Source organism: Micromonospora sp. NBC_01405 (genome assembly GCF_045040155.1).
GTDB lineage: Bacteria > Actinomycetota > Actinomycetes > Mycobacteriales > Micromonosporaceae > Micromonospora.
In genome coordinates this window covers 3,469,517-3,494,291 of the sequence record NZ_CP109532.1, presented here as the reverse complement: position 1 = coordinate 3,494,291, position 24,775 = coordinate 3,469,517, and the positions used below count along the sequence as shown (strand labels likewise).

Genomic DNA, 24,775 nt, shown 5'->3' with positions numbered 1-24,775 from the left:
ACCAATGCGCCCTAGGGGGATGGACGGCGGACAGCGCCGCGCCTTAACGTGCGTTGGTTCCCGACCATCCATCGTGGAGGCCCCATGCGCACGCGCCGCAGATACGCCGCGCTAGCGACCGCCGCTGCCGTCACCATCCCGGTCATCGGCATCGCACCCCCCGCGGCCAGCGCCGCGCCCACCGACCTGTTCATCTCCGAATACGTCGAAGGCTCGTCGAACAACAAGGCGATCGAGCTGTACAACGGCACCGGCGCCCCTGTCGACCTCGCCGGCGGCGGCTACCAGCTCCAGCTCCACTTCAACGGCAGCACCACGGCGACCACCCTGGCGCTGACCGGCACCGTGGCCCCGGGCGACACGTTCGTGTTCGCCGCCGCCTCCGCCGCCCCGGCGATCCTCGCCCAGGCCGACCAGACCACCACCGCGAGCCTGTTCAACGGCGACGACGCGATCGTGCTGCGCAGGGGCGACGCCGTGGTCGACTCGATCGGCCAGGTCGGCGTCGATCCGGGCACCGAGTGGGGCAGCGGCCTCACCAGCACCGCCGACAACACGTTGCGCCGGCTGCCCACGGTGACCTCCGGCGACACCAACCCGTCGGACGCGTTCGCCCCGGCCGCCCAGTGGGCCGGCTTCGCCACCGACACCTTCGACGGGCTCGGCTCCCACACCGTCGACGGGGGCGGCCCCGTCGACCAGCCCGCCACCGTCACCTGCGGGGGCGCGTTGACCACGGCGGCCGGCACCGCCGCCAGTCGCGAGGTCACCGCCACCGACCCTGACGACACGATCGTCGACCTGGCGGTCACCTCGGTCAGCCCGGCCCCGGCCACCGGCTCGATCACCCGAACCGGGTTCACCCCGGCCGACGCCGTCGGCGGCACCGCCCGCGCCACCGTCGCCACCAGCGCCGAGCTGGCCGCCGGGGCGTACACGGTGACCCTGACCGCCACCGACGCCGCCGGCGGCACCGCCACCTGCGAGTTGGCCGTGACCGTGACCCGGGAGCTGACCGTCGGCGAGGTGCAGGGCCCGACCACCGACGCCGAGTCCGGCCCGGCCGACCGGTCGCCGCTCGCGCCGGCCTCCGGCAACGGCACCAGCAGCAGCCTGCACGACATCCGGGGCGTGATCACCCAGCTCACCCTGGCCCGCACCTCGGCCGGGTTGGAACAGCGCGGCTTCTTCCTGCAGAGCCGTACCGACGCCACCGACTCCGACCCGACGTCCTCGGACGGCGTCTTCGTCTTCATGGGCTCGTTCACCTCGCTGCTCGGCGGCTACGTGCCGACCGTCGGCGACGAGGTGGTGCTCCGGGCCCGGGTGTCGGAGTACTTCAACTCCACCCAGCTCTCCGGCGCCTCCCTGGTCCGCAGGGTCGCCTCGGGGCTGGACGTGAACGCCGTCGTCACGGTCGACGACGCGGTGCCCCCGGCCGACATGGCCGCCGCGCAGCGGTTCTGGGAGCGGCACGAGGGTGCCCGGCTGCGGGTCCGCGCCGGCAGCGGCGCAGTGAGCGGGCGGGGTGTGTTCCCGTCCACGGCCGACGCCGAGACCTGGGTGGTCGACCGGGACGACCCGCTGCTGGACCGCGCCGACCAGTACGCCCGCCGGGTGTTCCGGGACGCGCACCCGCTGGACAACGACCCGACCCGGCGCTTCGACGACGGCAACGGCCAGCGGATCATGCTGGGCAGCATGGGCGTCAAGGGCGCCGCCGGGGACAGCACCGCGCTCCTGCCGCCGTCGAGGACCTTCGACACCCTCGGCGAGGACGCGTACGGCGCGATCTACTACTCATTCGAGAAGTACGGCGTCCAGGTCGAGAAGGCCGTCTTCGCCGCCGGGGCCGACCCGTCGCGGAACAACCCGCCGAAGCCGGCCGACCGGTCGCAGGAGATCGCGATCGCGACGTACAACGTGGAGAACCTGTACGACCACCGGGACGACCCGTTCGACGGCTGCGACTTCACCGGGAACCCCGGCTGCACCGGGGTCCGCCCGCCGTTCGACTATGTGCCGGCCAGCGAGGCCGACTACCGGGAGCACCTGGCCTCGCTCGCCGACCAGATCCGCACCGACCTGCACGCGCCGGACCTGATCCTGGTGCAGGAGGCCGAGGACCAGGACATCTGTTCCGTCTCCGGTACGGAGCTGGTCTGCGGGGACACCGACAACGCCGACGGCGCCCCGGACACCCTCCAGGACCTGGCGCTGACCATCGCCGCCGCCGGCGGCCCGGCGTACGCCGCCGCGTACGACCGGACCGGCGCGGATGCCCGGGGCATCACCGCCGGGTTCCTGTACCGCACCGACCGGCTGTCGCTGGCGGCGGCGACCGCCGCAGACCCGCTGCTCGGCTCCGCGCCGGTGGTGCCGTACCGGTCGGCGGGTCTGCCGTCCAACGCGGACGTGCAGAACCCGAAGGCGCTCAACGCGGTGCTGCCGGCCGACACCGACACCTCGACCGGCAAGGACGGCAACAACGTCTACACCCGGGCCCCGCAGCTCGGCAAGTTCCTGGTCCGGGCAACCCCCGGCGGTGCCGAGGGATACCACCTGTGGGCGCTGAGCAACCACTTCTCGTCCGGGCCGGACAGCCGGGTCGGGCAGCGCGCCGAGCAGGCCGCGTACGGTGCCGCGCTCGTCACCGCGATCCACAATTCGGACCGGAACTCCCGGGTGGTCTACGGCGGCGACCTGAACGTCTTCCCCCGCCCGGACGACCCGATCGCCACCGGGGCGGACCCGACCCCGTCGGACCAGCTCGCCTCGCTGTACGACGCGGGCCTGCACAGCCTCTGGGACGACCTGGTCGCCGACGTGCCGTCGTCCGCGTACTCGTACAGCTTCGAGGGGCAGGCGCAGACGCTGGACCACCTGTTCGTCAACGACGCGCTGCGCGACGACCTGGTCCAGGTGCGAGCGGCGCACATCAACGCCGACTGGCCGGCGGAGTTCACCGGGGACGGGTCGCGCGGCTCCAGCGACCACGACCCGCAGGTGGCTCGGTTCCGGTCCCGGGCGTCGCTGAGCGTCGGCGACGCGACGGTGGTCGAGGGCGACAAGGGCACCCGCCCGCTGACGTTCAGCGTCACCGTGTCCCGGCCGCTGTCCCAGCCCGTGCTGGTCTGCGCCGCCACGTTCGGCACCACGGCGCAGGCGGGGTCGGACTACGACCCGTACGTCGGCTGCAAGACGCTCGCGGCGGGGCAGACCTCGCTGACCTTCGCGGTGACCGTGCGCGGTGACCGGAAGCGGGAGGCCGACGAGAAGGTGAACCTTCTGGTGGCCGGGGTTCCGGGTCTGCGCCTGGCCGACCCGCTCGCCGTGGGCACCATCGCCAACGACGACTGACCCTGCTCCGGCCGACGACGGCCCCCGCCCGGGCCCCCGCCCGGGCGGGGGCCGTCTCAGTACCGCTCCCGCATGTCCTTCGGCGGTGGAACGTTGCGGTACTGCGCCACCCTCACCTCCCACTGGCTGCGCCGCCGACGCGCCTCGCGGTCCACCGGACAGCGGTGGAACGTCTCTGGTGGCCGGGCCAGGCCGTAAATGTCGGCCCACCAGTCGCCCGGCTCGGGGTCGATAATTGTGTCCAGGTGGGACGGGTAGCGTCGCCCCGCGCCGTCGCGGGTGTCGTCCCAGTCCGCCATCGGCTGAATCACCCGGCCGTCCTGGTCGACGACGGCGAGGTAAAGGCCGGCCGCGCCGAAGAGTCGTTCCAGCACCGCGAGGCTGGGCGTCATGGCACCGGTCTCCACCCGGCCCACGGTCGACGGCGCCACCTTCGCGAAGCGCGCCATCTGGCGCTGCCCCAGGCCGGCGATGCGCCGAGCCTTGCGCACCAGCCCGGCGATGGGGAACGGCCCGACCGTCGGACCGGTCGGTGGTGGATCAAGTGCGGAAGCCATACCGGGAGCCTGCCGACCCCGGCAGGCGGTCGACAATCCCTGTGGACAAACCTGTGGACAACGTGCCCTCATCAACGCGTCACACCCTGGCTGCGAGGCCACCTTTCGGCACGCTGGGTAATGAAAATCAGCCGAGCCGGCAAACCACTCTGCGTTACACCACCCCGACCCTCCAACACCCCCCGCGCGTACTTTGCTCTGCTGCCATCCAGGCAACACCAGCTGCGAACAGGATCAATATCGAATCGGCCACGAGGGCCTCTGTGCGCGAGGATGGACACTGAGTAACTGTTGCCTCCGCTGCAGCAGAGCAAAGGAACCGAGGAGGGGTGGGTGGAGATTAGTCAAGGTAACGCCGAGTGGCGGAGTGGGGAACTGAAGGGCCCGCTCGGTACCTGCGACGATCAGGCGAGGGGCGGTGCAACCGCGCGGCACCGGCACCGGCATCGGCATCGGCATCCCCGCCACCGCCGCGCTCATCGTGTTCCAGCACCCGACGGCCGGGGTGCGCAATCCATCCCCTGCCCGGCTCCAGCACCCGGACCGCTTCGCCGCGCTGCTGGGCCGTCAACCCTCACGCGATCGCTGTGCTCACCAGGCACGCGCACAATGCCGCCGCGTCGTCCTCGCCGGCCGGCGAGGCGCGGCTCAGTAACGCTGGTGGAGCAGGGTGGCGGCCTCGACCCCCCAGTAGGTGAGGATGACCTGGGCGCCGGCCCGGCGGATCGAGGTGAGCGTCTCCAGCATCACCCGCTCCCGATCGATCCAGCCGTTCGCGGCGGCGGCCTCGACCATCGCGTACTCGCCGGAGACCTGATAGGCGGCGACCGGGACGTCCACGGCGGCCCGGACCGCCGCCACCACGTCGAGGTAGGGCAGGGCCGGCTTGACCATCACCAGGTCCGCGCCCTCGGCGACGTCCAGCGCGACCTCGCGCAGGGACTCCCGCAGGTTCGCCGGGTCCTGCTGGTAGGTGCGTCGGTCGCCGTCGAGGGCCGACTCAACGGCGTCGCGGAACGGGCCGTAGAAGGCGGAGGCGTACTTCGCCGCGTACGCGAGCACGGCGACGTCGGTGTGCCCGGCGGCGTCCAGGGCCCGGCGGACCACACCGACCTGGCCATCCATCATCCCGGAAGGCCCGACCATCCCGACCCCGGCGTCGGCCTGGGCCACCGCCATCTCGGCGTACGCGGCGAGGGTGGCATCGTTGTCCACCGTGCCGTCTGCGGTGAGCAGCCCGCAGTGCCCGTGCGAGGTGAACTCGTCCAGGCACAGGTCGCTCATCACCACGGTCGCGTCGCCCACTTCGGCGACCACGTCCCGGATGGCGACGTTGAGGATGCCCGCCGGGTCGGTGCCGCCCGAGCCGCGCTCGTCACGCGACGCGGGCACGCCGAACAGCATGATCCCGCCCACGCCGGCCTGGACCGCCTCGGCCGCCGCCTTGCGCAGCGAGTCCCGGGAGTGCTGGAGCACCCCCGGCAGCGAAGTGATCTGCCGCGGCTCGGTCAGCCCCTCCTTGACGAACATCGGCACGACCAACTCGGCCGGGTCGACGCGGGTCTCGGAGACCAGCCGCCGCACGGCTGCGGTGCGACGCAGCCGGCGGGGCCGGATCTCGGGGTACGACATGAGGGGCCTCCCTGGCGACTAGCGGAACCTCAGGGCCGTCGGCCCCTGCACCTTCGAGCCGCGGCGCTGCTTGGCCGGCATGGCGGCGAGCTTCTCTCGCAGCTCGACGGCGTAGGCGGCGAGCGCCTCGACCAGGTCTGGCACCGAGGCGTGCTGCGGCTGCACGTCGACCCGCAGGCCGAACTCCGTCGCGGTCTCCGCCGTCTTGGGCCCGATGACGGCAACAACGGTACGCGCGTGCGGCTTCCCGGCGATGCCGACCAGGTTCCGGACGGTGGAGGACGAGGTGAACAGCACCGCGTCGAATCCGCCCGATTTGATCGCGTCCCGGATCTCGGCGGGCGGCGGGGCGGCCCGTACCGTCCGGTACGCGGTCACGTCGTCGACCTCCCAGCCGCGCTCGGTGAGCCCGGCGGCGAGCGTCTCGGTGGCGATGTCGGCTCGCGGCAGCAGCACCCGGCCCACCGGGTCGAGGATCTCGTCGTGCGGCGAGAACTCGGCCAGCAGCCCATCGGAGGACTGTTCCCCGGCGGGGACCAGCTCCGGCTGGATGCCGAACGCGCGGACCGCGTCGGCGGTGGCCTCGCCAATACAGGCGATCTTGACCCCGCCGAAGTGCCGGGCGTCCAGCCCGTGCTCGGCGAACTTCTCCCAGACCGCCCGGACGGCGTTCACCGAGGTGAAGATCACCCAGGCGTACCGGCCGTCGACCAGGCCCTTGACCGCCCGCTCCATCTGAGCGGGGGTGCGCGGCGGCTCGACCGCGATCGTCGGCACCTCGCACGGGATCGCCCCGTACGCGCGCAGCCGGGCACTCATCGCGCCTGCCTGCTCCTTGGTCCGGGGGACGAGCACCTTCCAGCCGTACAGCGGCCGGTTCTCCCACCAGCTCAACTTGTCCCGCTGGCCGACGCCCTCGCCGACGGTGAGCACCACCCGGCCGGTGAAGCCGAGCGCCGCCGCGACGAACGAGTCGACGGTCGACGTGGTCGTGTACTGGGTGTCCCCGGTGCCGTCGCCGGTCACCCCGACGCCGGTGGTGCCGTCGATCCCGGCGGCGAGCAGGCCGTCGCGGACCGCGGCCAGGTCGCCGGCGTCCACGGCGAGCGCGAGCGAGCCCCGGCCCACGGCCGCGGCCAGGGCGTCGAAGTCCAGCGTGGTGACGTCCTCGACGTCGGCGGCGGTACGGACGCCCGGCAACGGCACGCCCGCGTACGTGGCGACGCCCTCGGCCTGGCCGACGCCCGGTACCACCTCGAAGTGCGCGGCGGTACGCGCGACCGCCTGCACCTCCTTGACCACCGAGTCGTGGCCGAACGGGTCGCCGGCGACCAGGTGCACCGCGTTCTGGCCGGAGCGGGCGGCCGAGATCAGCACCTTCGCCACGTCTCCCGGCACGCCCTCCGCCGGGGTGAACTGGGCGTCGGACCGGGCCTGGGCGCGGACGGCGTCGAGCAGCGACTCGGGGACTCCCCGGTCGTACACCACCTGGTCGGCGTCCACCAGGGCGTCGTGCGCCCGGCGGGTCAGCAGGCCCGGGTCGCCGGGACCGGCCCCGACGAACGCGATGCGACCGACGGGCTTACGGGTGCGGGTCATTCTGTGCTCCCAAATTGCTGGGTCCCCGGGCCGGCGTGTCCGTCTGGGCCGAGGATCGAGTCGGCGCCGAGGTCGAGGAGTTCAGCGGCGAGTGCCTTGCCGATCTCCGCCGCGTCGGCGGGCGTTCCGGTGCGGGACAGCCGAAGGTCTCTGGAACCGTCCGGGCTGATCACCGCCCCGCGCAGGTATATCTCCTCGCCGACGTCACCTTCGGCGAGTTCCGCATAGGCGGCCACGGGTGCGCTGCACCCGGCCTCCAGGGTGGCCAGCAACGCCCGTTCCGCGGTGACCGCGGCACGGGACGGTGCGTGGTCGAGCGCAGCGAGCAGCTCGACCAGGTCCGGGTCGTCGACCCGGCACTCCACGGCCAGCGCGCCCTGGGCGGGCGCGGGCAGCATGAGCATCGGGTCGAGCGTCTCGGTGATCACGCCGGCCCGGTCGAGCCGGGCCAGCCCCGCCCGGGCGAGGACGACCGCGTCGAGGTCGGCATCGGGGCCGAGGACCCGCGCCAGGCGGCTGTCCACGTTGCCACGGATCGGGGTGACCTCAAACTGGAGCCCGAGCGCGTGCAGCTGGGCGATGCGGCGCAGCGCGCCGGTGCCGATCACCGCGCCGGGCGGCAGCTCGGCGAGGGTGCGCCCGCCTGTGGCGACCAGCGCGTCACGCGGGTCCTGCCGGGCCGGCACCGCCGCGATGTGCAGCCCGGGGGCCGCCGCGGTGGGCAGGTCCTTGTAGGAGTGCACCGCGAAGTCGATGGTCCGGGCGGCCAGGGCGTCGCGCAGCGCGGAGACGAACACGCCGACGCCGAGCCGGTGCACGGGGGCGGTCGAGCGGTCACCGGCGGTGACCACCTCGACCAGCTCCACCTTTCGGCCGGTCGCTTCGGTGAGCGCGGCCGCGACGTGGCCGGACTGGGCCATCGCCAGCGCGCTGCCCCGGGTGCCGAGGCGCAGGGGGGCGGTCATCTCTCGCCTCCGGGGTATGGGGTGGGGTCGGTGTCGACCACGTCGGGGACGGTGTCGACCGGGGAGGTCTGCGGGACCTGGAGGTCGAACAGCTCGCGCAGCAGCGCGGCGTACTGGTCGCCGCCGGGCTCGGCAGCGAGCTGACGGACCTTCACCGTGGGCTGGTGCAGCAGCCGCTGCACCACCCGGTGCACCGTGCGGGCCACCTCGGCGCGCTGGTCGGCGTTGAGTTCGGGGCGGCGCTGGGCCAGCCGGCGCAGCTCGACGGTCACCACGTCCTCGGCCCTGCTGCGCAGCGCGGCCACGGTCGGGGCGACGTCGGCGCCGCGCAGCCAGGTGAGGAAGGACTCGACCTCACCCGCCACGATCCGCTCGACGGCCGCGGCGTCGGCGACAGCCGGCCCGTCGGCCAGGATCGCCGCCATCCGGTCGATGTCGATCACCTCGACGCCGGGCAGGGCGGCCACGCCGGCCTCCACGTCGCGCGGGACGGCGAGGTCGAGCAGCACGAGTGCCCCCCGGTCGGGGTCGCGGTCGGCGAGCGCCCGGCTGACCACGTCGCGGGTGAGGACCGGTTCGGTCGCCGCCGTAGCGGCCACTACGATGTCCACTGTGGAAAGCACGTCGGTCAGCTCGGCCATGGGTATCGCGCTGGCCCCGTACGACTCGGCCAGCCGCATGGCCCGGTCGGCCCCCCTGTTGGTCACGGTGAGCGGGCCCGCGCCGAGCCGGGACAGGCTCGCAACGCCCAACGCGCCCATCGCACCGGCCCCGACCACCAGAGCCGGGCGCCCGGCCAGTTCGCCGTCGAGCTGCGTGGCGGCCAGGCCGAGCGCGGCGCTCACCACGCTCTGGCCGGCCCGGTCGATCCCGGTCTCGGCGTGTGCCCGCTTACCCACCCGCAGCGCCTGCTGCATCAGCTCGTGCAGCAGGCGGCCGGCCGAGTCCGCGCCGGTCGCCCAGTGGTACGCGTCACGGAGCTGGCCGAGGATCTGCGCCTCGCCGACCACCATCGAGTCCAGCCCGGCGGCGACCCGGAAGACGTGGTCCACGGCGACGGCGTCGTAGTGCACGTAGAGGTGAGTGGCCAGGCTGCTGGCCGGAGCGCCGGCCTGCTCGGCGAGAACGGCGCAGATGTCGCCGAGCCCGCCGTGGAAGCCGGACACGGAGGCGTAGACCTCCACCCGGTTGCAGGTGGAGACCAGCACCGCCTCGTTCACGTACGGCTGGGCGACCAGGCGGTCCAGGGTGCGGGTGAGTTCGGTGGGGGCGACTGCCAGCTGTTCCAGGGTGGCGACGGGAGCGGTGCGGTAGGACGCGCCGACGACAAGCAGTTTCACGTGCCGATCGCCTCCTGGGGATCGGTGGCCGCGAGCCCGCCGGGCAGGGCGGTGAGAGCGGAGCCGCCGGTGGCGGGCAGCGCGGTCAGAGACGCCTTGCGGTGCTCGTGGAAGGACAGGATCTGGAGCTCGATGGCGAGGTCGACCTTGCGCACGTCGACCCCCTCCGGCACCGAGAGTACGCACGGCGCGAAGTTGAGGATGCTCGTCACGCCGACGGCCACGAGCTGGTCGGCGACCGCCTGGGCGGCGGGCACCGGGGTGGCGATCACGCCGATCGCGATGGACTCCTCGGCGACGACGGCGGGCAGCTCGTCGACGTGCCGCACGACCATCCCGTTGATCTCCTCGCCGACTCGGGACGCGTCCGCGTCGAGCAGCGCGGCGATCCGGAAACCGCGGCTGGCGAAGCCGGCGTAGCCGGCCAGGGCGTGACCGAGATTACCCACCCCGACCAGGGCGACGGCCCGCCGCTGGGTGAGCCCGAGCACGAACTCGATCTGGTCGACCAGCAGGGCGACGTCGTAGCCGACCCCCCGGGTGCCGTACGAGCCGAGGTGGGACAGGTCCTTGCGGAGCTTGGCGGAGTTGACCCCGACAGCGGCGGCCAGGCCCTCGCTGGAGACGGTCTCGTGGCCGGACTCGGCGAGGTTGTGCAGGGCGCGAAGGTACTCGGGCAGCCGCGCGACGGTCGCCTCGGGCAGGTCCGGAAGCGCCGGTACGGCACCGGCGCGGCCGGGCGCGCCAGGGTGACGGTGCTGCTGACTCATGAGACTCCGTGCGGTGCGATCCTCGGCCAGCTCAAGAGGCCGGCCGTATCGGGACTCCCGCTGACGACCGAGATTGCCGGCTGTGCTAGCAGGACGCGTCGGAACTACAGAGTAGGCGCTTGTGAACAGACGCACAAATCGCGATCTTGAAGACCCCCGACCCGCCTCCACCTGCCCCTCCGTTCCACAAGATCGATCCGGCGGTCCCGCACCGCCCCGCCGATTATTGCTCAATCCCGACTTCCCTCACCAATCGCGCGCCGGCCAGGCGGCACCTGGTAGGGCTGCCCCTACAGGGGAGAGGCCGGGCGGCGGGATGGGGCCGAACGGTCCGGCTGCCTAGCCTCGAACCATGACCGCCGCTACCGTCGCCGACCCGCCCACCACCTCGCCCAGCGTCCCCCGCCAACTCCTGCACGATTCCAGCTACGTGCTGCTCGGCCTGCCCCTGGCGCTGGCCAGCTTCGTGGTGTTGCTGGTGGGGCTGGCGCTCGGCCTGGGGCTGGTGGTGACCGTGATCGGCCTGCCGGTCCTCGCGGGCACCCTGTACGCCGCCCGCGGGGTGGCCGACATCGAGCGGCTACGGCTGCGCGCCGTACTCGGCCAGGCCCGGATCCGGCCGGACTACCGGCAGCCCGAGCCCGGCGCGGGCGCCTGGCGGCGGATCTTCGTGCCGATCCGGGACGCCCAGTCCTGGCTCGACCTGGCCCACGGCATCCTCAAGCTGATCGTGTCCGTCGTCACCTTCGTGGTGACCGTCACCTGGTGGGCCGGCACCCTGATCGGCTGCCTCTACTGGGCGTACGACTGGGCGCTGCCGCACGCCCCCGACAACCAGGACCTCAACGAGCTCCTCGGCCTGGGCGACTCCCCCGCCGCCCGGATCGGGCTGAACACCGCGATCGGGGTGTTCTTCCTGATCACCCTGCCGATGGTGGTCCGGGGGTGCGCGCGGCTCCAGGCCGGCTTCACCCGCGCCCTGCTCACCGGGGTGGCCGAGATGCGTAACCGGATCACCGTGCTGGAGGAGCAGAAGCGGGCCGCCGTCTCCGCCGAGGCCGCCGCGCTGCGCCGGCTGGAGCGGGACATCCACGACGGCCCGCAGCAGCGCCTCGTCCGGCTGGCGATGGACCTGAGCCGGGCCCGCCAGCAGCTCGCCACCGACCCGGAGGCGGCCGGCCGGACCCTGGACGAGGCGGTCACCCAGACCCGCGACACCCTCGCCGAACTGCGCGCCCTGTCCCGGGGCATCGCCCCACCGATCCTGGTCGACCGCGGGCTGCCCAGCGCCCTGGCGGCCCTGGCCGGCCGCGGGCTGGTCCCGGTCGAGCTGCGGATCGACCCTCAGCTGGAGGTCCCCGGCGGACGGCTCGACCCGGCCGTGGAGAGCACCGCCTACTTCGTGGTCGCCGAGGCGCTCACCAACGTCGCCAAGCACAGCGGGGCGACGGAGTGCGCGGTCGCGGTGACCCGGCACGAGCGCCGGCTGGCCGTCGGCGTGACCGACGACGGCCACGGCGGGGCGCACCTGGCCAAGGGGCACGGCCTGGCCGGGATCGCCGACCGGGTGCGGGCGGCCGGTGGCCGGCTGGACGTGGTCAGCCCGGCCGGCGGCCCGACGGAGGTCCGCGCGGAACTGCCGCTGTGAGCGTCGACGGCCCGGCTCCCTGTCCGGACGTGGTAGACATCAGCATCATGCGGGTGGTCATCGCGGACGACGCCGTGCTGCTCCGGGAGGGGCTGGTGCGGCTGCTCACCGAGCAGGGGCACGAGGTGGTGGCTGCCGTCGGCGACGGCGACGCGCTGGTCGAGGCGGTGGTGACCCACCGTCCGGACGTGTCGATCGTCGACGTGCGGATGCCGCCGTCGCACACCGACGAGGGGCTGCGCGCCGCCGTGGAGGCCCGCCGGCTGGTCCCGCGTACGCCGGTCCTGGTGCTCTCCCAGTACGTCGAGGTGTCGTACGCCGACGATCTGCTCGCCACCACCGGCGGGTCCGGCGGCGGCGGGGTGGGTTACCTGCTCAAGGACCGGGTGGCCGACATCGACGAGTTCATGGACGCGCTGGCCCGGGTGGCCGCGGGCGGCACCGTGCTCGACCCGGAGGTGGTGGGCCAACTGCTGGTCCGCCGTCGGCGCGACGACCCGCTGCGCGAACTGACCCCCCGCGAGCGCGAAGTGCTGTCCCTGATGGCCGAGGGGCACTCCAACACGGCCATCGCCCGCGCACTGGTGGTCACCGACGGGGCGGTGGAGAAGCACGTCCGCAACATCTTCACCAAGCTGGACCTGCCCCCGGACACCACCCAGCACCGCCGAGTCCTGGCCGTGCTGACCTACCTGCGCACCTGACCGGCCCCGGTCACCGGAGGGCGGCGGCGAGGGTGACCGCCTCGGTGAGGGTGTCGGCCACCGGGTGCCCGGACGCGCGCAGCCGGGCCTGGTCGGTGAACCCGCCCGTGTAGAGCACGGCCCGGCCGCCGACAGATTCGGCGGCGTCGGCGTCGTCGATCGAGTCCCCGATCAGCACCACGTCGCGGCCGTTGATCCCCAGCTCGGTCAGGTGCCGCTCCAGCGACTCGGCCTTGCGGTCCCCGCCGACCGTGGCGCGCAGCCCGTCCACCCGGGCGAACCGGTCGGTCAGCCCGTGGGTGTGCACCGCGGGCACCAGCTCGTCGTGGAACCACATCGACAGCAGCGACTGGCCGCCCGGCCAGGCCGCCATCGCCACCGCCGCGTCGTCGGCGAGCACGCAGGTGGTCAGCCCGCTGCGGTACGCGTCGTGGAAGATCCGGTCCAGCTCGCCGAACGCCGCGTCGTCGACGGCCCGGCCGAGCACCTCGGCGTAATAGTCGGCGATCGGGCGGCGGAACCGCACCCGGTGCTCGTCCGCGCTGACCGTCGGGCCGCCCATGCTGGCGAAGACGGCGTTGGTGGCCGCCACCACCAGGTCGAGGTCGTTGAGCAGGGTGCCGTTCCAGTCCCACACGAGATGGGGGCGCACAGGGGTCATCCCAGCACGATAGGACCCGCACCGACGCGCGGGGAAGGGCAGGGCGGAGACCGCCGGCGCGGGCCTCAGAGCTGCGGGGTGGTCAGGTCCCGCAGCAGCCGTTCCTCCTCCACCCGCCAGTAGCCGTGCTCCTTGCCGTCGAGCAGCACCACCGGCAGCCGGTCGCCGTACTCGCGCTCCAGCTCCACGTCGCCGGTCACGTCCCGCTCGATCCACCGGTCCCCGGTGACCGCCACCACCCGGTCGAGCGCCACCTTGGCGTCCTCGCAGAGGTGGCAGCCGGGGCGGGTGATCAGGGCGAGTCGGGCGTCACTGGACATCGGGAACCTCCGTGCGGATGTCGGCCGGCGCCGCCGGGGACGGTGCCGGCCTGAGCGGGGTCTTGCGCACCTGCCGATCGCCGAGTACGGCAGCGCGTCGACGAACTCGACGGCGGTCGGGCACTTGAACCGGGCCAGGTTACGGGCGCAGTGGGCGAGCAGCTCCACCCGGTCACCGGGCGCCCCGGCGCCGGCACCACGTACGCCCGGACAGTCTCCCCGGTCCGCGGGTGCGGCACACCCGGTACCGCCGACTCGGCCACCCCGGCTGTGCCGGCAAACACCGCCTCCACCTCGTGCGGGTAGACGTTGAAGCCCACCAGCCGTCGGCGGGCAGTGGGTCGTCGGCCGGCACGGAGGGTGAGCGAGGTGCCGGGACGGTCGGGCGGCCAAGCGCGGCCAGGGCGGGCTCGACCGCGGTCACCGAGGCGTCCGGTAGCGATCAGGTCACAGTGGTGTCCCGCCAGTGCGACGCGGGACGGCCGCCGTGGCCGACCGTCGCCCGGCGGAGCCGGTCGACGAGGTTCCGCGCGGAGTCGTCGGCTACGTCCTGCACGGTGGCAGAGTCTGGCGTAGCCTCCGCCAACCGGCCCTGCCCGAGCCGGGCCCGACGCCGCGTCCGGGCCTCGCCGGCATCGTCGCGCCGGCCCGGCCGCACGCCGTCCGGGGGCCTGCCGGAGGGGCCGGCATCAGCCCGGTGACCTGGGGTTCCATTGCGGACCAGCTCCTCGGGCGAAAGTCAACCACACGCGACGGACAACCGGTCCGCCATCGGTGCGACGGGTCGGGAAATACTTCCGCTCTGTGTAACGGACTTGCCACGCGCGGGTGACGTTGGCCCTATCATCACTCGGGTCGGCTCACCCCATTTGCCGTGAGTCGACACCCCTCAGCCCGAGGAGGCCCCCGTGCCTGTGAGTGCATTGGACCAGCACCTCAATGGGATCTGCCGCCCGTCGGCATGTCCCGGAAGGACCCTGCCCGACCACCATGGCCCCGCCCGCGCGGCGGCGGACCGGCGGCCGGCGTGGGACCGGACCGGGGAGGCACGGTGACCAGTTTCGGCTACGCAGAGCGACCGGGCGGGCTGGCCGGGGCGGCCCGCGCCGCCCTCAACGAACGACTGGGCGCGCCGCGCGGCTCGGACGACATGTGGAGCCAACCCGTGCGCGGCGACGGGGCGTCCAGACGCCTGCCCAACCGCTCACACCACAACGAGGCCCCACCTCGCCCGGCCGCGCCCGGGGGCAATGGGGGCCGGGTCGCCTCGCCGGCCAGGCCGATGATGCCGGCCCAGGGCCGGCGCACCGGCGACACGCCATCGGCGACCGACCCGGCGGCGACCGAGACCGCGGTACTGCCGGCGGTGCCCGCCGGGCCACCGGCCGGGCCACCCGCCGGGCCTGGCGGCACGTCGACCGGCTACCCGAGCCGGCCCGACCCGTCCGACCCGGCCACGGAGGTCTGGACGCTGATCGAGCGCGCCCAGGCCGGCGAGTCCGAGGCGTTCGGGCTGATCTACGACCGGTACGTGGACACGGTCTTCCGCTTCGTCTACTTCCGGGTGGGCAACCGACAGCTCGCCGAGGACCTCACCTCCGACACGTTCCTGCGTGCCCTCAAGCGGATCGGCAGCTTCACGTGGCAGGGCCGGGACCTCGGCGCGTGGCTGGTCACCATCGCCCGGAACCTGGTCGCCGACCACTTCAAGTCCGGGCGGTACCGGCTGGAGGTCACCACCGGCGACGTGTTGGACGCCGACCGGGAGGACCGCGGGCCGGAGGGCAGCCCGGAGGCTGCCGTCGTCGAGCACATCACCAACGTCGCGCTGCTCACCGCCGTGAAGCAGCTCAACCCGGAGCAGCAGGAGTGCATCGTGCTGCGGTTCCTCCAGGGATTCTCGGTCGCGGAGACCGCCCGGGCGATGGGCAAGAACGAGGGCGCGATCAAGGCTTTGCAGTATCGGGCGGTCCGGGCCCTGGCCCGGCTCCTGCCGGACGGCTTCCAGCCCTGATCCGACCGCCGCGGCGAGCCCGACCCGGTTCCCCGGTCGGCACCGACCCGGCCGCCGCGGCACGTAGGGCTGCCGGTCGACACCCGCGGCAGCGACAGCTGCCCTGCTCACCCGCCCCCGGACGATGGATCGACGCTCACTGCGGCGTGACGACCATCACTCTTCGTGGTTTCGCTCCCGCCGGCCCCGTAACCCGTGCCCGGCGCGGAGCGTTTCTCCGGGTGCGACCGGTGGTTGCCCCGGCATCCCCGGGCCCCACGGTCCGGACAGCGCGGCCGACCACGGCCTTTCGTTCGTCGGCGCGCGCTGCCGCCGGTCGCTGGTGAGGACAGCGGCCGACCGGCCGTGACCAGCGAGAGGAGGTGCCTGCGGTGGACAGTGACCTCTTCTCCCGCCGGCGCGCCGAGCGCTTCGCGCAGCTTCTCGACGAAGCCAACGGCGGCCGACGTCACCACGTCAGGTCCCGGGCCGACGACCAGCTCGCCGCGCTCGTCGCGGTCAGCCGGCAGTTCAGCGCCGATCCCCCGACCGTCGAGATCGACACCGGCTTCCGCACCGGGCTGCGGGCGATGCTCGTCGCCACGGCCGAGCGGGAGGGTATCGGCGTCACGGCGACCGGGTCGACCGAGGCGGGGCCTGCCGGCCACCGGGGCGCGGTCGGCGCCGGGCAGCGCGGCTCGTTCCTGCCCGCCGTGACCGCCCGCCGGGCCCGCGCCCGGGGCGCCATCCTGGTCGGGGTGGCCGCCGGCGCCATCGCCGTCTCCGGCATCTCCGCCGCCAGCGAGAACGCGGTGCCCGGCGACGCCCTGTACGGCATGAAGCGCTCCACGGAACGGGCCCAGCTCGCGCTGGCCAGCTCGAACCTCAGCCGGGGCCAGCTCTTCCTCGACTTCGCCCGCACCCGGCTCGACGAGGCCGCCGCGCTGCGCGGGGACCGGCTCGGGTTCGAGGCCGTCCTCGACGACATGGACTCGGACAGCCGCCAGGGCGTACGGCTGCTGACCAGCGCCGCCGCGCAGCGCACCGACCCGGCCGGCCTGGACGCGGTGAACACCTTCGTCGCCGGGCAGCGCCGGGCGGTCGGCGACCTGCTCGACGGGGCCAGCCGGGCGGAGCGGGACCGGGTCCGCCGGTCGCTCGCCCTGCTCGACGCGATCCGGAAGCGCTCTGACGCGCTGCGTGCGGCCATCGACTGCGAGCTGCCCGCCCCGGCCGGCAGCGACGCGCTCGGCCCGACCCCTGCGGCCTGTCCCGGCGACCGCTGAGCCACCACCCCACCGCGCCACCGCGCGACGGCCCTCGGTTCGCGGCCCCCGGCCCAGCCCGCCACGGGGTGCCGACAGGGCCTCTCACCAGCGGACGGGCATTGTGCGCCACAGTTCCCGCTCGACGGGCCGGGGGGGCCACCCGGCCCGGTTACTCTCGCGGTAGGCACTGGTCGTGGTCGTCGAGCGAGGGAGGTCGCGTGGCCCGTACCCGCAAGGTGACAGTCAGCACCGACCGCCACGGTCACACAGCCGGCTGGGCGGAGACCGAGGCCGCGCCGGCCACCCCGATCGCCCCCGACCCGGGTGCCGCCGCGTTCTTCGACGTGGACAACACGATGATGCAGGGCGCGTCGATCTACTGGTTCGCCCGCGGGCTCGCCGCCCGGAAGTACTTCACCACCGGCGACCTGGCCCGGTTCGCCTGGCGGCAGCTGCGGTTCCGGGTGCTCGCCACCGAGCACGCCGGGGACATGTCGCAGGCCAAGGAGGCCGCGCTGGCCTTCGTCGAGGGCTGGCGGGTGGACGACGTGGAACGGCTCGCCGAGGAGATCTTCGACGAGCTGATGGCCCCCCGGATCTGGGCCGGCACCCGCCGCCTCGCGCAGCGACACCTCGACTCCGGCGAGCGGGTCTGGCTGGTCAGCGCCGCGCCCGTCGAGATCGGCCGGGTGATCGCGGCCCGGCTGGGCCTGACGGGGGCGATCGGCACGGTTGCCGAGGTGGTCGACGGCGCGTACACCGGCCGGCTGGTCGGCGACCTGATGCACGGCCCGGCCAAGGCCGAGGCGGTGGCCCAACTCGCCGAGGTCGAAGGGCTGGACCTGTCCCGCTGCTCCGCCTACAGCGACTCCGCCAACGACCTGCCGATGCTCTCCACGGTCGGCCGGGCGGTGGCGATCAACCCAGACGGCGCCCTGCTGCGGCAGGCCCGGCAGCAGGGCTGGGAGGTACGGGACTTCCGCACCGGCCGGCGGGCGGCCAGGATCGCCCTGCCGTCGACGGCAGCGGCCGGGGTGCTGGCCGGCGCAGTGAGCGCCGGCCTGGCCCTGCACCGCCGCCGCCACGCCCACTGACCCACCCCAGGTTGATCAAGAGGTTTGCGGCAAGAGTCCCTCGTGGGATGACGCAAACCTCTTGAGCAACGCCTTGAGAGGGGGCCGGGCGGTCAGGGACCGAAGGGGTCGGGGCGGCGCTCCAGCAGGCTGTGCAGGGTCTGCTGAATGGTCTCCCGCACCTGGTCGGCGAGGTTGAACACGACCAGCGGGTCGTCGGCGGAGTCGGTGAGGTGGGCGGTCGGGATCGGCGGGCAGAACTCGATCAGCCACTTGCTCGGCAGCGGCACCATCCCCAGCGGGCCGAGCCACGGGAACGTCGGCGTGACCGGGAAGTACGGCAGCTTGAGCAGCCGCGCGAGGGGCTTGATGTCGGCGAGCATCGGGTAGATCTCCTCGCCGCCCACGATGGCCACCGGTACGATCGGGGTGCCGGTGCGCAGCGCCGCCGAGACGAACCCGCCCCGGCCGAAGCGTTGCAGCTTGTACCGGTCGGAGTAGAGCTTGCCGACGCCCTTGAACCCCTCGGGGAAGACGCCCACCAGCTCGCCGGAGCCGAGCAGCCGCTCGGCGTCCGGGTTGCAGGCGACCGTCCCACCGGTCTTGCGGGCGACCGCGGAGAGCACCGGCATCCGAAAGACCAGGTCGGCCCCGAGCAGCCGCAGGTAGCGGTGGGCCGGGTGCTGGTCGTGCAGGGCTGCCGAGAGAATCAGCGCGTCCAGCGCCACCGTGCCGGAGTGGTTGCCGACCACCAGGCCGGCCCCGTCCGCCGGGACGTGCTCCAGGCCGGTGACCTCGGTGCGGAACCAGTCCCGGTAGAGCATCCGCAGCAGCGGGTGGAAGACCGACTCGGTCAGGTCCGGGTCGAAGCCGAACTCGTCCACCGGGTAGTCGCCGGAGAACCGACGCCGCAGGAACGCCAGCCCGGACGCGACCCGCCGGTCCCACACGTCGCCGGGCCCGTCCGGGACCGCCGGCTCCCGCGGCCCGGAAGCCACCGGCTCACCCGTCGAGACGGCGTCCGGGGCCGGGACGGCGCCCGGGGCCGGTTCGGCGTCCGAGGTCAGGGCTGCGTCCGGGATCGGGTGACGGCCGTTTCGCCGCGCCGGTTCCCCGTTTTGGCCGGCCAGGACCGGCGGTGGGTCGTACCGGCCGTTGGCCCCAGCCCTCCCGCCCTGCTCGTCCGGCCGGCTCACGGCTGCTCCCGTACGGCCGCGCGCACCTGGCGGATGCCGTCGAGGACGGCCCGTTCGGCGGCGGCGAGGTACTCCCGGGTGACCACCACCCCGCCCTGGTGGGCGCGGATGAAGTCGTCGAACGCGGCGACGGTTGACCGGGGCGTGAAGCCGTACTCGCGCTTCAGCGCGGAGGTGTCGACCACCCGGCCGTGCACGAAGAGGTCGACCTGGTCCAGGCCGTACCGGCCGAAGCCGAGGTTGCGGGCCATCGCGGCGGCCCCGGACAGGCCCGGTTCGAGCACCGGGACGCCCACCCGGCCGGCCCGCCGGATCGCCTGGGACAGGGCGAGCACGCCCGGCCCTGCCACGTTGTACGTCCCCGGGTGGTCCTCGGCGACCGACCGGTGCAGCACCTCCAGCGCGTCGTCGAAGTGCACGAACTGCAGCCGGGGGTCCCGCCCGAACACCGTGGGCACGAACGGCTGGGAGAAGTACCGGGTCAGCGTGGTGTCGGCGGTGGAGCCGATGAACGGCGCGAACCGCAGCACGGTGGCGGTGACGTCGGGACGGCGGCGGCGGAAGCCGCGGACGTACCCCTCGATGTCGAGGATGTCGCGGCCGAAGCCGCCGCGCGGCACCTCGCGCGGCTCGGTCTCCTCGGTGAAGACCGCCGGGTCGCGGAACGAGGCCCCGTAGGCGGCGGTCGACGAGCGGACCACGAGCTTGCGCAGCCGGGGCGCCCGCTGGCAGGCGGCGAGGAGCTGCATGGTGCCGATGACGTTCTGCTCCTTCATCGCCGACCGCCCGCCCTGCTGCTGGTCGGGGGCCGTGGCGAGGGCCAGGTGCACGACGGCGTCGACGTCGAGGTCGGCGAGGAGGCTGCCGAGGGAGTCGAGGTCGATCCGGATCAGCTCGACGCCGCCGAGCAGGCCGGCCAACTCCGGGTTCGGATCGGCCGGGTCGACGCCGATCACCCGCTCGATCCGCGGGTCGGCGGCGAGGCGGGCCGCCACGTGGGCGCCGAGGTAGCGGCCGGTGCCGGTGACGACAACCACCCCCGGGGCACCTGGGGTGCCACCGGGGGTCATGTCGTGCACCTACCTCGGCAGGGGAGATCGAGCCGGGGGAACCGCGGCCTGATCACCTGAGCCTCCGAGGGTCGACAGTTGGCAAGCGACGCGATGCCGGGCCAGGGCCCGGCATCGGGTCACTTGCCGAGACGGCGACGCTGGACGCGGGTCTTGCGCAGCAGCTTGCGGTGCTTCTTCTTAGCCATGCGCTTGCGACGCTTCTTGACCACCGAGCCCATACGACGACAGCCTTTCGATTGCAACGTGCGGGGCGGACCGGATGACACCACGCAGTGGCGCCGACGACCGCTTGCGGACAACGGACCGGACCGACTGGCGGGCGGGGCGCACCGGTGTCAGGTCACGGTCCGGTCCAGGGTAGCCGGAGAGCGTCAACAGGGCCAACGCGCCCCCGTCGATGCCCGTTACGTCGCATCCGGCCGGGTGGCCGGGAACGGATCAAACGGACGGATCAGGCGGTCTCCTGGAAGGCGCCCCGCAGGTACTCGTGCACCGCGTGCTCGGGCACCCGGAACGACCGGCCGACCCGCACGGCGGTCAGTTCACCGCTGTGCACGAGACGGTAGACCGTCATCTTGGACACCCGCATCACCGTCGCCACCTCGGCGACGGTGAGGAACTTGACCTCCGACAGCCGACCGTCGGACTGTGACCCGGCCATGGCTCACCGACCCATCCCATGCCCGGCGCGTGCCGCCGGACGGGATGCTCCCGCCAGGACGGGCTACGCGCGTGTTACCAGTACGGTAGCGGGACGGCTGTGACCGGCGCGATCCCTTCCCACAACTGATCATGCCGGATGGTCGTTTCCCGGCCGGCCACCTGGCATTTTCCGCCCGGACGAGCCCGCCGTCCCGCCCGCCCATGATCGACTCGATGTCAGCGACATGGGGGCGTCCCCGCCCCCGGCGACCGCGACGTCAGTGACACGGTGCTACGGCCGCCTGCACCTGCGGCCGCCTGCGAGCGCGGAAGGCGTCCGGTGGCTCCGGCGGCGCCACCGGAGCCACCGGACGGGTGCCCTGGCCCGCTTCCGGACGCGCACCAGGGCTCCGCGCTGGGAGCGCGCCTAGTGTCGCAGGCCCACCCGGCCGCCCCGACAGCGGTCGATCACGGGGGCTGGGGCACCTCGCCACCGCCGGGCCACACCTCGGCCGCAGGACTGACCTCGGCTCCCGCGACCACGGCTGAGCTGCATCAGTCCAGGCAGAACTCGTTGCCCTCGGGGTCGGTCATCACGATGAAGCCGGCGCCCATCGGGGGATCGGGCTCGTAACGACGTACCCGCGTCGCTCCCAGCGCGGCGAGCCGGTCGCACTCGACCTCCAGCGCCGCCATCCGCTCCTCCCCCCGCAGGCCGGGAGCCGCCCGGACGTCGAGGTGGACGCGGTTCTTGGCGACCTTGTCCTCCGGCACCCGCTGGAAGAAGATCCGTGGGCCGCGCCCGTCCGGATCCTCGATCGCCGAACTCGTGTTGCGCTGCTCCTCCGGCACGCCGATCCGCGCGAGGAAGTCGTCCCACGCGGCCAGCGGGTCGGCGTCCTCGGGCAGGTCGACTCCGGGCGGGCCGGGATGGACGTAGTCCAGCGCTTCGCGCCAGAAGAACGACAGCGCCCGAGGGTCGTGGGCGTCGAAGGTGACCTGGATGTGGCGGCTCATCGGATTGCTCCGTCCGTAGCGGATTCCGAATGCGGGTAGAGGTCGCGCAGCAGGCAGACCTCGGACAGGTGGTGGATCAGCTCGCGGTGGATGTGCAGCACCAGATCGGCCATGAGCAACTCGGGGAAGGGCTCCTTCGCGCCGACCGGCACCCGGAGCCCGGCCTCGCCGAGGTCGCGCACCCCGGCCAGCCACACGTCCAGCTGGGCCTCTAGCTGGTCGAGCGCGGTGGCCGCGCTGCCGGCGTACTCCCAGGTCTCGTACGACGCCACCGGCGCGCCGAAGTGCGCGGCGTTGCGCGCGGCGAGCACGCCGACGAGGACGTGGCCGAGCCGCCAGGCGATCGTGGTGAACGGCGCGGGGACCGGCGTGGGAAAGGCGTAGTCGATCGTGAAGTCCCCGGCGCCGGCATGCACGGGCGCGGTCGAGGTGCCGCGCGGGCGCACGCTCCAGGCGTCCGGCACCGGCGACCAGAAGTACTCGTCGTCGGTGAGGCCGGCGAGCCGGGCTCGGAGCTGATGGTTCCAGTGGAACTCGAACTGCTCGCGCAGCGTCCGGTTCCAGTCGAGTGTGTTCGCGTCCATGAAGTCACCCTGACACCCCTGGCGGACAGGATCGGTCCGCTATCCGTGACAAGGTGGGCGACATGGGCGTGGCGCGCGGTGACGAGCGGGGTACGACGGAGCGGGTGCTCACCCTGCTCGGGCTGTTGCAGCAACGCCAGGTCTGGACCGGCCCCGAGCTCGCCGCCCGGCTCGGGGTCACGCCGCGCACCGTACGGCGTGATGTGGGGCGGCTGCGCACGCTCGGCTATCCGGTGCATGCCGGCCAGGGGGTCGGCGGCGGCTACCGGCTCGGCCCGGGGCAGAACCTGCCGCCGCTGCTGCTCGACGACGAGGAGGCGATCGCCACCGCGGTCTCGCTGCTCGCCGGCGCGGGTGGCGGGGTCGCCGGCGCCGGCGACGCCGCACTCCGGGCGCTGACCAAGCTCGACCAGGTGCTGCCCGGCCGGCTGCGGCACGAGGTGCGTGCGCTCTCCGGCTCGGTGGAGTCCTTCGGCGGCGGCCGCCCGCCGGTCGACCCCGAGGTGCTCATGACGCTCGCCAGAGCCTGCCGCGACGGGGTCGAGGCCGGCTTCGACTACCCGACCGGGAGTGAGGCGCGGCGGCGGGTCGAGCCCTACCGCCTGGTCGCCTCCGACCGGCGCTGGTACCTCCTCGCCTACGACCTCGACCGGGACGACTGGCGCAGCTTCCGCGTCGACCGGATGACCGAGGTGTCGGCACGGACCTGGCGCTTCCGCCCGCGCGCGGCGCCCGATGCGGCGACGTACGTGCAGGAGGGTGTGGCGAGCCGGGCCTATCCGCACCAGGCGCGCTTCCTCGTGCACGCGTCGGCCGACACGGTGCGCGCGCAGATACCGGCGTCGGCGGCCGTCGTACGACGGCGCGGGAGCGAGCTCTGCGAGGTGCTCAGTGGCGCCGGCAGCCTCGACTTCGTGCTCATCCACATGCTCCTGCTGGGGCACGACTTCACGGTGCTCGACCCCCCGGAGCTCGGGAGCCGCTGTCGCGCGCTGGCGGAGCGGCTGCTGTCGGCCGGTGGCCTGCCCGGCGGGCACGGTCAGCCGGCCGCCGAACGGGCGTAGTTGACGCACTCGTCGTGCAGCCCCGCCCAGAGCTCGCCGAACGCCTGCACGGACGCCTTCTCCGGCGTCCGCCGGTCGTGCACCACCGCCCTGAAGAACTCCAGGAACCGCTGCTCGCCGAACCGGTCGACGAGGTGCCGCACGGCCAGGTAGCCGACGCCGTAGCTGCCACCCACCCGCTGGGCGGGGGCGTCGTCGGCCGGGGCCAGGTCGTCCAGCCGGCCGTTCCAGCCGCCGCCGGGGGCGAGCATCCCGCGCACCTTGGCCAGCCCCTCGTACCGGCCGACCGGCGTTGCGCCGGAGCCCGCGTACTCGGCGATCCCCTCCACCAGCCACCAGGTGGACGTGCCCGGGTAACCGCGCTCGGGCAGGGACGCGGCGTGGGTCAGCTCGTGCCGGAGCAGGTCGTCAGCGCCGGTGGCGGAAAGTCCGTCGGCGTTGAGCACCACCTCGTAGTGGCCACCGCCGACGGTGACCGCGTACCCGCCGGTCCACGTCGCCCGGCCGCCGCCGTACCAGCTCAGCCACTCGGCGCGGCCGGCGTAGAAGACCCGGTACCGGTCGGGCGGCGCGCCCCCGACCGCGTACCCGTCGGCGACCCGGGCCGCCGCCTCGGCCTGGCGGAGCAGGCCGGGCAGCTTCCCGCGCAGCGCCGGGGTGGTGGCCACGACGGTACGCGGACCGACCGCGACCACCAGGTCGCTGACCTCCCACGGCCGGGTGCCGGTCTCGACGGACCGGGACTCCTCCATGGCGACCAGCAGGGGCGCCCCGGGGGCGTCGCGCCACCGGGTGCCGATCAGCACGGGGCTCGGCCGGCAGCCGGGCACCACGAGGCAGTACTGGAAGCGGACCACGATCCGCCACTCGTCGGGCCGGCCGGGGACCAGGGTCGGCAGGCCGGTCTGCTCGGGCCTCCAGACGGTGACCCGCAGCGCCCGCAGGGCGCCGTACCGGCGGGTGAGGGCGGGGTGGGCGGCCGGCTCGGCGACGGCGAGGAACCCGGCCCGGTCACCGCCGAGCAGGGCGGTGGCCTGTCGGTCGAGCTGGGCGGCGATCCGCTCGCCGAGCTGACCGGCCGCCAGGGTGGCGGGGTCGGCCGCGGCGGCGGGCCCGAGCTTGCCGACCACGGACCGGCCGGCGGCCTCGTGCAGGACGCCGACCAGCAACACGGCCGGGAGGCCGCAGGTGAGCAGCAGGAGGACCACGCCGAGGGCGACCAGGAGCGGCCACGGCTTGCGTCGCCGCGGTTCGTCCCACCTGTCCAGCCCATCGGTCACCCGCCGAAGGTTACGACCTCCGGGCCGTT

General features: G+C 73.7%; 23 protein-coding genes. 7 read left to right on the top strand and 16 right to left on the bottom strand.

Annotation, left to right across the window (positions count from 1 at the left end; all coding sequences use genetic code 11):
- The first annotated feature begins 84 nt into the window (after positions 1-84).
- Entirely contained in the window at positions 85-3,360 is a 3,276-nt protein-coding gene (locus OG559_RS14950) for a lamin tail domain-containing protein (protein WP_405116086.1), read from the top strand.
- 56 nt (positions 3,361-3,416) lie between these two features.
- On the opposite strand, the gene OG559_RS14945 is transcribed toward OG559_RS14950, so the two are convergent.
- The 6 genes from OG559_RS14945 to OG559_RS14920 form a co-directional block, all read right to left on the bottom strand.
- Positions 3,417-3,917, bottom strand: a complete 501-nt coding sequence (locus OG559_RS14945) for a multiprotein-bridging factor 1 family protein (RefSeq protein WP_405116084.1) — start codon at positions 3,915-3,917, stop codon at positions 3,417-3,419.
- 648 nt (positions 3,918-4,565) lie between these two features.
- Complete coding sequence (gene hemB, locus OG559_RS14940) at positions 4,566-5,549, bottom strand: porphobilinogen synthase (protein ID WP_405116082.1); 984 nt, start codon at positions 5,547-5,549, stop codon at positions 4,566-4,568.
- Between the two features lie 18 nt (positions 5,550-5,567).
- Positions 5,568-7,148 (bottom strand): uroporphyrinogen-III synthase, encoded by a 1,581-nt coding sequence (locus OG559_RS14935; protein ID WP_350887751.1) that lies wholly within the window; start codon positions 7,146-7,148, stop codon positions 5,568-5,570.
- Positions 7,145-8,113, bottom strand: a complete 969-nt coding sequence (gene hemC / locus OG559_RS14930; RefSeq protein ID WP_405116079.1) for a hydroxymethylbilane synthase — start codon at positions 8,111-8,113, stop codon at positions 7,145-7,147. Before hemC ends, OG559_RS14935 begins: the two co-directional genes overlap by 4 nt.
- Positions 8,110-9,453: a glutamyl-tRNA reductase gene (locus OG559_RS14925; RefSeq protein ID WP_405116077.1), complete on the bottom strand. Its 1,344-nt coding sequence runs from the start codon at positions 9,451-9,453 to the stop codon at positions 8,110-8,112. The genes hemC and OG559_RS14925 overlap by 4 nt, the downstream gene beginning before the upstream one ends.
- Complete coding sequence (locus tag OG559_RS14920; protein ID WP_350887746.1) at positions 9,450-10,223, bottom strand: redox-sensing transcriptional repressor Rex; 774 nt, start codon at positions 10,221-10,223, stop codon at positions 9,450-9,452. The genes OG559_RS14925 and OG559_RS14920 overlap by 4 nt, the downstream gene beginning before the upstream one ends.
- A 352-nt stretch (positions 10,224-10,575) precedes the next feature.
- On the opposite strand from OG559_RS14920, the gene OG559_RS14915 reads away from it, so the two are divergent.
- Both OG559_RS14915 and OG559_RS14910 read left to right on the top strand, forming a co-directional pair.
- Complete coding sequence (locus OG559_RS14915; protein ID WP_405116075.1) at positions 10,576-11,871, top strand: sensor histidine kinase; 1,296 nt, start codon at positions 10,576-10,578, stop codon at positions 11,869-11,871.
- A gap of 47 nt (positions 11,872-11,918) precedes the next feature.
- Positions 11,919-12,575 (top strand): response regulator, encoded by a 657-nt coding sequence (locus tag OG559_RS14910; protein WP_387016010.1) that lies wholly within the window; start codon positions 11,919-11,921, stop codon positions 12,573-12,575.
- 10 nt (positions 12,576-12,585) lie between these two features.
- Here the strand turns inward: OG559_RS14910 and OG559_RS14905 are convergent, their stop codons facing one another.
- The 3 genes from OG559_RS14905 to OG559_RS14895 all read right to left on the bottom strand — a co-directional run bounded on the left by OG559_RS14905 (position 12,586) and on the right by OG559_RS14895 (position 13,819).
- Positions 12,586-13,236, bottom strand: a complete 651-nt coding sequence (locus OG559_RS14905; RefSeq protein ID WP_405116073.1) for an HAD family hydrolase — start codon at positions 13,234-13,236, stop codon at positions 12,586-12,588.
- Positions 13,237-13,301: 65 nt separating this feature from the next.
- Complete coding sequence (locus tag OG559_RS14900; RefSeq protein WP_350887738.1) at positions 13,302-13,556, bottom strand: glutaredoxin family protein; 255 nt, start codon at positions 13,554-13,556, stop codon at positions 13,302-13,304.
- Complete coding sequence (locus OG559_RS14895) at positions 13,529-13,819, bottom strand: hypothetical protein (protein ID WP_405116669.1); 291 nt, start codon at positions 13,817-13,819, stop codon at positions 13,529-13,531. The genes OG559_RS14900 and OG559_RS14895 overlap by 28 nt, the downstream gene beginning before the upstream one ends.
- 788 nt (positions 13,820-14,607) lie before the next feature.
- Between OG559_RS14895 and OG559_RS14890 the strand changes: the two genes are divergently transcribed.
- The 3 genes from OG559_RS14890 (at position 14,608) to OG559_RS14880 (ending at position 17,911) form a co-directional block, all read left to right on the top strand.
- Positions 14,608-15,570: an ECF subfamily RNA polymerase sigma factor, BldN family gene (locus tag OG559_RS14890; protein ID WP_405116071.1), complete on the top strand. Its 963-nt coding sequence runs from the start codon at positions 14,608-14,610 to the stop codon at positions 15,568-15,570.
- 371 nt (positions 15,571-15,941) lie between these two features.
- A complete protein-coding gene (locus tag OG559_RS14885; RefSeq protein ID WP_405116069.1) occupies positions 15,942-16,835 on the top strand; it encodes a DUF5667 domain-containing protein in 894 nt (297 codons plus the stop codon).
- A 200-nt stretch (positions 16,836-17,035) separates the two neighbouring features.
- Positions 17,036-17,911, top strand: a complete 876-nt coding sequence (locus OG559_RS14880) for an HAD family hydrolase (protein ID WP_405116067.1) — start codon at positions 17,036-17,038, stop codon at positions 17,909-17,911.
- Positions 17,912-18,003: 92 nt separating this feature from the next.
- On the opposite strand, the gene OG559_RS14875 is transcribed toward OG559_RS14880, so the two are convergent.
- The 6 genes from OG559_RS14875 to OG559_RS14850 form a co-directional block, all read right to left on the bottom strand.
- A complete protein-coding gene (locus tag OG559_RS14875) occupies positions 18,004-18,888 on the bottom strand; it encodes a lysophospholipid acyltransferase family protein (RefSeq protein WP_396670755.1) in 885 nt (294 codons plus the stop codon).
- Between the two features lie 194 nt (positions 18,889-19,082).
- Positions 19,083-20,156, bottom strand: coding sequence for an NAD-dependent epimerase/dehydratase family protein (locus OG559_RS14870; RefSeq protein ID WP_405116065.1), 1,074 nt, complete (start codon positions 20,154-20,156; stop codon positions 19,083-19,085).
- 119 nt (positions 20,157-20,275) lie between these two features.
- Positions 20,276-20,377, bottom strand: coding sequence for a 30S ribosomal protein bS22 (locus OG559_RS14865; RefSeq protein ID WP_007465623.1), 102 nt, complete (start codon positions 20,375-20,377; stop codon positions 20,276-20,278).
- A 233-nt stretch (positions 20,378-20,610) separates the two neighbouring features.
- Positions 20,611-20,820, bottom strand: coding sequence for a helix-turn-helix domain-containing protein (locus OG559_RS14860; protein WP_007465625.1), 210 nt, complete (start codon positions 20,818-20,820; stop codon positions 20,611-20,613).
- 536 nt (positions 20,821-21,356) lie between these two features.
- The gene (locus OG559_RS14855) at positions 21,357-21,818 is read right to left on the bottom strand and encodes a VOC family protein (RefSeq protein WP_405116063.1); all 462 of its coding nucleotides are present in this window, start codon (positions 21,816-21,818) and stop codon (positions 21,357-21,359) included.
- Positions 21,815-22,402 (bottom strand): DinB family protein, encoded by a 588-nt coding sequence (locus tag OG559_RS14850; protein ID WP_405116061.1) that lies wholly within the window; start codon positions 22,400-22,402, stop codon positions 21,815-21,817. Before OG559_RS14850 ends, OG559_RS14855 begins: the two co-directional genes overlap by 4 nt.
- A 62-nt stretch (positions 22,403-22,464) precedes the next feature.
- Between OG559_RS14850 and OG559_RS14845 the strand changes: the two genes are divergently transcribed.
- Positions 22,465-23,466, top strand: a complete 1,002-nt coding sequence (locus tag OG559_RS14845; RefSeq protein ID WP_405116059.1) for a helix-turn-helix transcriptional regulator — start codon at positions 22,465-22,467, stop codon at positions 23,464-23,466.
- On the opposite strand, the gene OG559_RS14840 is transcribed toward OG559_RS14845, so the two are convergent.
- Positions 23,442-24,746: a hypothetical protein gene (locus OG559_RS14840; RefSeq protein WP_405116057.1), complete on the bottom strand. Its 1,305-nt coding sequence runs from the start codon at positions 24,744-24,746 to the stop codon at positions 23,442-23,444. The genes OG559_RS14845 and OG559_RS14840 overlap by 25 nt on opposite strands.
- Positions 24,747-24,775: the final 29 nt, after the last annotated feature.